Origin of the sequence: Laceyella putida, assembly GCF_042665195.1 — a bacterium.
Lineage (GTDB): Bacteria > Bacillota > Bacilli > Thermoactinomycetales > Thermoactinomycetaceae > Laceyella > Laceyella putida.
This window is the reverse complement of record NZ_JBHTBW010000043.1, coordinates 1-5,968: the sequence shown is the minus strand read 5'-3', so window position 1 is coordinate 5,968 and position 5,968 is coordinate 1. Positions and strand designations below refer to the sequence as shown.

Genomic DNA, 5,968 nt, shown 5'->3' with positions numbered 1-5,968 from the left:
AGTTCCGTCAACGTTTTACCTCAAATGCGGCTTAAAATGTCTGGACTTTTGGGGTTCATTAAGATTTCCCTATATTTAATGTTTTGTTCGTTTACAAACAAATCCCAATAAAGCTTGGCTTTATAGTAGTCCAAAATCCACATATCAGGATACGTAGTTTTTGCACGGTCAATGATCTCAATCTTTCTGTTAATATCAGGTTCCTGGAAAATAGATATTTCAGAAATGATTTGCATTGCTTTTATAGAATCATTTGCACCTTTTTTTAATTCATTCAACTCGTTCGCCCATTTATCTACTTCTTCTTTTACCATTTGGGGGACTTTAATTGTTTGGTAATAACCAAATATAGTAAAGGCAAATCCTCCAATGGTACTTATCAAAGCCAGTAATGTGAGAAAGAAGTTCATATATGATATTGTATTAGCCACTGTATCCTCTGAAACTTCACCACTATAAATTTTAGGTATATAAGGCAAAACGAATAAAGAAAAAAGAAGTAGCATACACGATACAGTTATGATTATAGTAATTAATACAGCCCGTTTAGTACCCATTAACCTTCCTCCCTAAAGTAATTCTGTTTATTTTCAGAGTACACCATACAAAATACTATTTCCTCTTTTTGAATAGGGTTTCAATGTGGATCCCCCTTTGTAACCCGCCTTAAGGGTCCCCTAAGCCCGAGTAGCCTTCTACCCCTTGATCCACGTGCTATCATGGATATAGGTGATGGAAAATGCTGTATGACGACGACCACCTTGATTTTGAAGTCAAACTAAAGCGATATGTCCATCTTGAAGTGCTACTGGAAGCATTGAACCGCGATAAAAAACAGCTTGGCCACCTCAAGTTTGCTGAGGTATACGAAGACCAAATCGATCACATCAGCGATCAAATATTGAAGGACATGGCCGAGCTCCGGCGCTACTTCCGCCAATCCCAAGGTGAGATTATTCAAACGGTTCAATTGGTGGGTGAGCGGATGGTGGAGTATGTCTGGAAGGGCTACAGGCTCAATATGAAGTTTTTGAATGAGTTTATGAAAGTCGAGTGCGGTGAGATATTGAAAGGATATATGAAGATCAGAAGAGGCGACCTCACTTGACTGGATCACGGACGGGTCTTTTCATATGATAGCTAAAGGAATATCTGCGGCCTGACCCGAAATGATATAATGAAATCATTAATCATAGGGAGCGGACCGTATGAGTGATGCGAAGCTGGATCAGATTTTGGCTATTGTTCAGCAGATAGCCAAGAAACAGGATGAGATGCAGGCGGAGATCAGGGAGCTACAGACGACAGTTGCCAATGGTTTCGCCGGAACACAACAACTCATCGCTGGCGTTCAGACCATTGCCAGTAGCGTAGACGAGCACCAGGCGCATGTTGATTTATTCAAGGATCAAATGAAACTGCAAGAAGGCACAACATTGCAATTACGCAAGAAGTTATCGGAGCTGGACCGGCGCGTGAAGGCGCTGGAAGAGAAGAATTAGGCTTACCCATTGGGTAGCCTTTTTTAGTGTGATGAATTAGATGTAATAATCATCAGGACATATGTCTATACAAAGTTGTTTGTAGTACATACTTCGATTCAATATTCAGTCATGAAAAAAACGCCTCAGTAGGGTGGATGTAGCGAACGTCGATTTTGGTATCATCTGCTCAAAAAATGGAATTCTATGGTGATCCCCAAAACAAAAAGTCTGTGAACCCCCCGGGTTTTTGGAAGCGCTGGAGGTTGACAGACTTTTTGGAAACGTAGTAAAATCAAGGTGTTTGAGGGGATCGGAAAAAATACAATCTCCCAAACCCCTTGAAAAACCAAGGGTTTTAATTGCACCCATTTTGGAATGGAAACTTCAACTTGACAGTCAGTGAATACATCATCTTTTCATTGGACTTGTTTTAATTGCACCCATAGTGGAATGGAAACGTAAACTGAGATCGCCGCGAAACTTGGATTGATGGGCCAATCTGTTTCAATTGCACCCATAGTGGAATGGAAACGCAAAGAACAGTTGCATGCTTATGCATGGCAATCCCACGGGCAAGTTTCAATTGCACCCATAGTGGAATGAAACAAACGCTAATTAACAACAAAAAGTCTGTCAACCTCCCATTGATGAAAAACGGGTAAAGGTCGACAGACTTTTTGTTTTAGGGGTAAAACGACGTACGTATAAGGGGTACGGCAAATCCCTTGAAACATAAGGCACCTCATAGACGAGGGCAGGCTCCTTTCAGAGCCTGCCCTACCCGACACCCTATTCTCAAACAGCCCATATTTTTTATAATCAAAAGAGGTAATAAATTAGTAATAGTATATCATCATGGGTAAAAGGGGTTGAAGGGCGATGCGTGGGTGGTGTCGGATGTCGGTGATCACCGGCCTTTGTTGTTTTTTATTGCTATTGCTGATCGGAACAGGGTATGCGGAAGAGAATCCCAATGCGACTTCGCAAGCCCCGAAGAGCTTGGAGGAATTAAGCAAACAACTCACCTCATTGGAGGAGCAAAATGAGGTGTATCAAGCGCTACAGGAGGAGATAAAAAATTATCGGGAGTACCTGCAAGGCGAGATGAGCGCGTTTCGCGAAGGTGTACAGAAAGAAAGGGAAGAATTGAAAAACACGTTTACCATCTTCATTTCGCTAATTACTTTGATGTTCACCGTCGGCGGGGTCATCCTCTACTTTACATTGGGACAATCAAGAAACGATATTGACAAACGGCTGGATGAGATTAGAACATGGAAAGAAAACCAGTTAAAACAAGCGTTGCGAGAGGCGGAGAAAGATTTTTCCCAGCGGATTGGCCAGATACACCAACAAGCGGAAGACCAGTTTAAAGGGCTGGTCAGTCAAGAAGTGGCTGACATCAAACAGCGCATCACCGCCCTTCATCAAATGATCAATAACGAAATGGTTTTCACTTCCACACGGATCTTAGTGATTGCGACAGAGGATGAGATTACACGGATGCAGCAACATGAATTCAAAACCATCCGCGATCGTGGAATCACCCAGGTTCACTTTATGACGTTTGATCAAGCGCAGTTGGAGCGGAAATTGAACGCGGAAGAATGCGATATCTTGATCTACCGTTATCTCAATCGGGATGAAACGCCGTTTGCCGCGCCCATCGCCGACCTGCTACGAACAGGGAAACATGAAATCCCTTTTATCGTCTACAATTATCAAGGGTCTTTTCTCGATCAATCGGAGAAACAACAAGTGGAAACATATCTATGGTCGATCATGGCCAACTATCCCGTTAGCTTGGTCGGCCATCTGTTTTCCTTGGCGTATGCGTTTAATCAGCATAAAAGAAAGTGACCTTCCTTGGTGCGAGTGGATGTGGTTATCCTAAAAAGTCTGTCAACCTCCCGGGATTTTGCAAGGGGATGAGGTTGACAGACTTTTCGGGCAATGGGTATAATGAAGAAGCCTTGAGCTGCCTGGAAAGTGAGCAAGGGTTTCAATTGCACCCATAGTGGAATGGAAACTTGGACTCATCATACACTTGGCGCACCGCTTGTTCCGTAAAGCGCCCGTTTCAATTGCACCCATTTTGGAAAAGAACCGATCTTTATACCATAAAAGTCTGTCAACCTCCAGTGAGAGTCAAAAGCTGGGAGGTTGACAGACTTTTCGTCTATCTGGAGGGATGAAACATGCGGATTGAAGTAACCTATGAACAGGTGCAACCTTTGGCGTTGCCGTATAATTTGAACTATGCCTTGACCAGTTATCTTTATTATTGCTTGGCCCAGATCGATGAAGGGCAAGCGAAGTGGTTGCATGATGAAGGGATCACATTTGCCGGAGTATAAGCCGTTGGTGACATCGCGCTTGCAGTTCCAGTCCCTGCAAACGCATCGCACCCATATGATGATCCAGGGGGAGGTCAAATGGCGATTGGATTCGATTCAACCAGAATTAATACAGAACCTGATTCAAGGCATCTGGAGCGTAGAGTGCCTGCGCCTGCCTAAAGCACGGATTCCTCTCCGGGATGTGCGCATCCTGGAGTAGCCCACCTTTACGGAAACAATGCAGTACGAACCACTCAGCCCGATCGTCGTCCCCGTCCAACAAGGGGAACGTCTTCACTATTGCCATCCGTTGGAGAGTCAGTTTTATGATAGCCTGCGCCAATCGATTAGCCAATGGTACCAGATAAAATGGGGCGAACCAATGGGGGATCAGTCCATCCATGTCTCCGTGCTAGAACCCGCCCGTTCGAAGTTATCCACCACGGCTGTTTTGACGACATTTAAGCGGAAGAAATTGAAAGGATACCTACTACCCTTGGAAATTCAAGCTGATCCCAACGTGCAACAAGTGATCTATGAATCAGGTTTGGGAAGTTATGGTTTTCAAGGGTTCGGGATGATGGAAGTGAGGAAGTAGAAGGGGAGGATGTTATGCAACGTGAGATTGACCCGAAAGTCTGTGAACCCTCCAGGGTTTTCGATGTCGAGGAGGTTGACAGACTTTTTGGAAACGTAGTAAAATCAAGGTGTTTGAGGGGATTGGAAAAAATGGTATCTCCCAAAACCCTTGAAAAACCAAGGGTTTCAATTGCACCCATAGTGGAATGGAAACTAATACAAGGCATTTTGCACCGGGTTGACGGCGATCGGCCGATCGAGGTTTCAATTGCACCCATAGTGGAATGGAAACTAATACGACGTCATAAACAAGGATTGCATAAGGAGTATGTCATCAAAGTTTCAATTGCACCCATAGTGGAATGGAAACTACAACCCGCCGAAGTTCATCATTCACACTCATGAACGGCGCCCCCTTTCAGTTTCAATTGCACCCTAGTGGAATGGAACAACGCTAATTAACAACAAAAAGTCTATCAACCTCCCATTGATGAAAAACGGGTAAAGGTCGACAGACTTTTTGTTTTAGGGGTAAAACGACGTGCGTATAAGGGGTGGAGGTAGCGAAGGGCGATTTTGCCGCCAATTAACCAAGAAAAGGTGTACCGCCAACATTTCGGAAATTTCGTACGTTAAGTAAATTTCAACATTATCCTTTAGTGTCTTCGTCACTTTTGTATTCTAAAATATCTCCAGGCTGACATTCTAAAGCCTTACAAATCGCCTCTAAAGTTGAAAATCGAATCGCTTTTGCCTTTCCATTTTTCAATATAGAAAGATTAGCCATCGTTATTCCAACCCTCTCCGAAAGTTCTGTGACGCTCATTTTCCTTTTAGCCAGCATCACATCAATATTGATTATAATTGCCACGTTATTCACCTCAGACCGTTAAATCATTTTCTGATTTTATATTAATAGCTTCTTGTAAAAGTCTTTGGAGAACAGCAGCAAAACCGGCGATCACCATAGAGGCGAAAATAATGACCAATCCGATTGGTCTGAAACTTGGAGGGTCAACTCTTTCCGCCATGAGATGGTAGAGTGGCATACCTAGCAGGTACAAGGTACTGATCGTGATGGCACAGTATTTTATATTCTTTAAAGCCTTTACCGATAATTCCGAGAACGCTTGCTTCTTATCAATATAGCTTAAAAGTTTAAAAGCTTGATACAGAGCAAAGTAAAAAGGTATCGCTGCCGCGTACATATCGATTAAAACGAGAGATTTCATATAAGCAATATCTGGATACAATTCTCCAGCAAAATTCCCGATCTTAGGCACCAAAAATATGCACAATGCAAGAACTAGGATTCCTATAAAAATAACAGCTAGCTTTAAAAAGAGTGTTTCCTTCATATAAAAAGCACCTCACTTATAAATTGTTAATTTGATTATAAAACAATCCTTATCGTTTTGCAATACATTTTTATCGATTTTCGATACAAACGAGAAGGAAAACAGAATACACGGTTTCACCAAGAGGGGTGTCGGGTAGGGCGGGCTCCTTTCGTGAGCGAATGAAAAGCCGCCTCATATCGTGTGGCAATTTACCCAAAAACCTTCG

10 protein-coding genes are annotated in these 5,968 nt (G+C 42.9%); 7 read left to right on the top strand and 3 right to left on the bottom strand.

Features of this window, described 5'->3' with window-relative positions; genetic code table 11:
• Nucleotides 1–20 precede the first annotated feature (20 nt).
• Nucleotides 21–557, bottom strand: a complete 537-nt coding sequence (locus ACFQNG_RS12815; protein ID WP_379865548.1) for a hypothetical protein — start codon at nucleotides 555–557, stop codon at nucleotides 21–23.
• A gap of 182 nt (nucleotides 558–739) precedes the next feature.
• Between ACFQNG_RS12815 and ACFQNG_RS12810 the strand changes: the two genes are divergently transcribed.
• The 7 genes from ACFQNG_RS12810 (at nucleotide 740) to ACFQNG_RS20940 (ending at nucleotide 4,807) form a co-directional block, all read left to right on the top strand.
• Nucleotides 740–1,108, top strand: a complete 369-nt coding sequence (locus ACFQNG_RS12810; protein WP_379865547.1) for a YhjD family protein — start codon at nucleotides 740–742, stop codon at nucleotides 1,106–1,108.
• A 100-nt stretch (nucleotides 1,109–1,208) separates the two neighbouring features.
• Nucleotides 1,209–1,502, top strand: a complete 294-nt coding sequence (locus ACFQNG_RS12805; RefSeq protein ID WP_379865546.1) for a hypothetical protein — start codon at nucleotides 1,209–1,211, stop codon at nucleotides 1,500–1,502.
• An 861-nt stretch (nucleotides 1,503–2,363) separates the two neighbouring features.
• Nucleotides 2,364–3,344: a hypothetical protein gene (locus ACFQNG_RS12800; protein ID WP_379865543.1), complete on the top strand. Its 981-nt coding sequence runs from the start codon at nucleotides 2,364–2,366 to the stop codon at nucleotides 3,342–3,344.
• Between the two features lie 338 nt (nucleotides 3,345–3,682).
• Nucleotides 3,683–3,841 carry a hypothetical protein gene (locus tag ACFQNG_RS12795; RefSeq protein ID WP_379865542.1) on the top strand — a complete coding sequence of 53 codons (159 nt, stop codon included), beginning with the start codon at nucleotides 3,683–3,685 and terminating at the stop codon, nucleotides 3,839–3,841.
• Nucleotides 3,813–4,043 carry a hypothetical protein gene (locus tag ACFQNG_RS12790; protein WP_379865541.1) on the top strand — a complete coding sequence of 77 codons (231 nt, stop codon included), beginning with the start codon at nucleotides 3,813–3,815 and terminating at the stop codon, nucleotides 4,041–4,043. Before ACFQNG_RS12795 ends, ACFQNG_RS12790 begins: the two co-directional genes overlap by 29 nt.
• 18 nt (nucleotides 4,044–4,061) lie before the next feature.
• The gene (locus ACFQNG_RS12785; RefSeq protein ID WP_379865539.1) at nucleotides 4,062–4,421 is read left to right on the top strand and encodes a CRISPR-associated endoribonuclease Cas6; all 360 of its coding nucleotides are present in this window, start codon (nucleotides 4,062–4,064) and stop codon (nucleotides 4,419–4,421) included.
• A 14-nt stretch (nucleotides 4,422–4,435) separates the two neighbouring features.
• On the top strand, nucleotides 4,436–4,807 hold the full coding sequence (locus tag ACFQNG_RS20940) for a hypothetical protein (RefSeq protein ID WP_379883173.1): 372 nt from the start codon (nucleotides 4,436–4,438) through the stop codon (nucleotides 4,805–4,807).
• A 244-nt stretch (nucleotides 4,808–5,051) separates the two neighbouring features.
• Here the strand turns inward: ACFQNG_RS20940 and ACFQNG_RS12780 are convergent, their stop codons facing one another.
• Together ACFQNG_RS12780 and ACFQNG_RS12775 are read right to left on the bottom strand one after the other, a co-directional pair.
• Nucleotides 5,052–5,273 carry a helix-turn-helix domain-containing protein gene (locus tag ACFQNG_RS12780; protein ID WP_379865537.1) on the bottom strand — a complete coding sequence of 74 codons (222 nt, stop codon included), beginning with the start codon at nucleotides 5,271–5,273 and terminating at the stop codon, nucleotides 5,052–5,054.
• Nucleotides 5,274–5,283: 10 nt separating this feature from the next.
• Entirely contained in the window at nucleotides 5,284–5,760 is a 477-nt protein-coding gene (locus ACFQNG_RS12775; RefSeq protein ID WP_379865536.1) for a DUF2975 domain-containing protein, read from the bottom strand.
• Between the last annotated feature and the right edge of the window lie 208 nt (nucleotides 5,761–5,968).

Excerpts from the sequence above, each read along its gene's own strand:
- ACFQNG_RS20940 (WP_379883173.1), top strand. The coding sequence starts at position 4,436 with ATGCAACGTGAGATTGACCCGAAAGTCTGTGAACCCTCCAGGGTTTTC.
- ACFQNG_RS12785 (WP_379865539.1), top strand. The coding sequence starts at position 4,062 with ATGCAGTACGAACCACTCAGCCCGATCGTCGTCCCCGTCCAACAAGGG.
- ACFQNG_RS12790 (WP_379865541.1), top strand. The coding sequence starts at position 3,813 with ATGAAGGGATCACATTTGCCGGAGTATAAGCCGTTGGTGACATCGCGC.
- ACFQNG_RS12800 (WP_379865543.1), top strand. The coding sequence starts at position 2,364 with ATGCGTGGGTGGTGTCGGATGTCGGTGATCACCGGCCTTTGTTGTTTT.
- ACFQNG_RS12805 (WP_379865546.1), top strand. The coding sequence starts at position 1,209 with ATGAGTGATGCGAAGCTGGATCAGATTTTGGCTATTGTTCAGCAGATA.
- ACFQNG_RS12810 (WP_379865547.1), top strand. The coding sequence starts at position 740 with ATGCTGTATGACGACGACCACCTTGATTTTGAAGTCAAACTAAAGCGA.
- ACFQNG_RS12815 (WP_379865548.1), bottom strand. The coding sequence starts at position 557 with ATGGGTACTAAACGGGCTGTATTAATTACTATAATCATAACTGTATCG.
- ACFQNG_RS12775 (WP_379865536.1), bottom strand. The coding sequence starts at position 5,760 with ATGAAGGAAACACTCTTTTTAAAGCTAGCTGTTATTTTTATAGGAATC.
- ACFQNG_RS12795 (WP_379865542.1), top strand. The coding sequence starts at position 3,683 with ATGCGGATTGAAGTAACCTATGAACAGGTGCAACCTTTGGCGTTGCCG.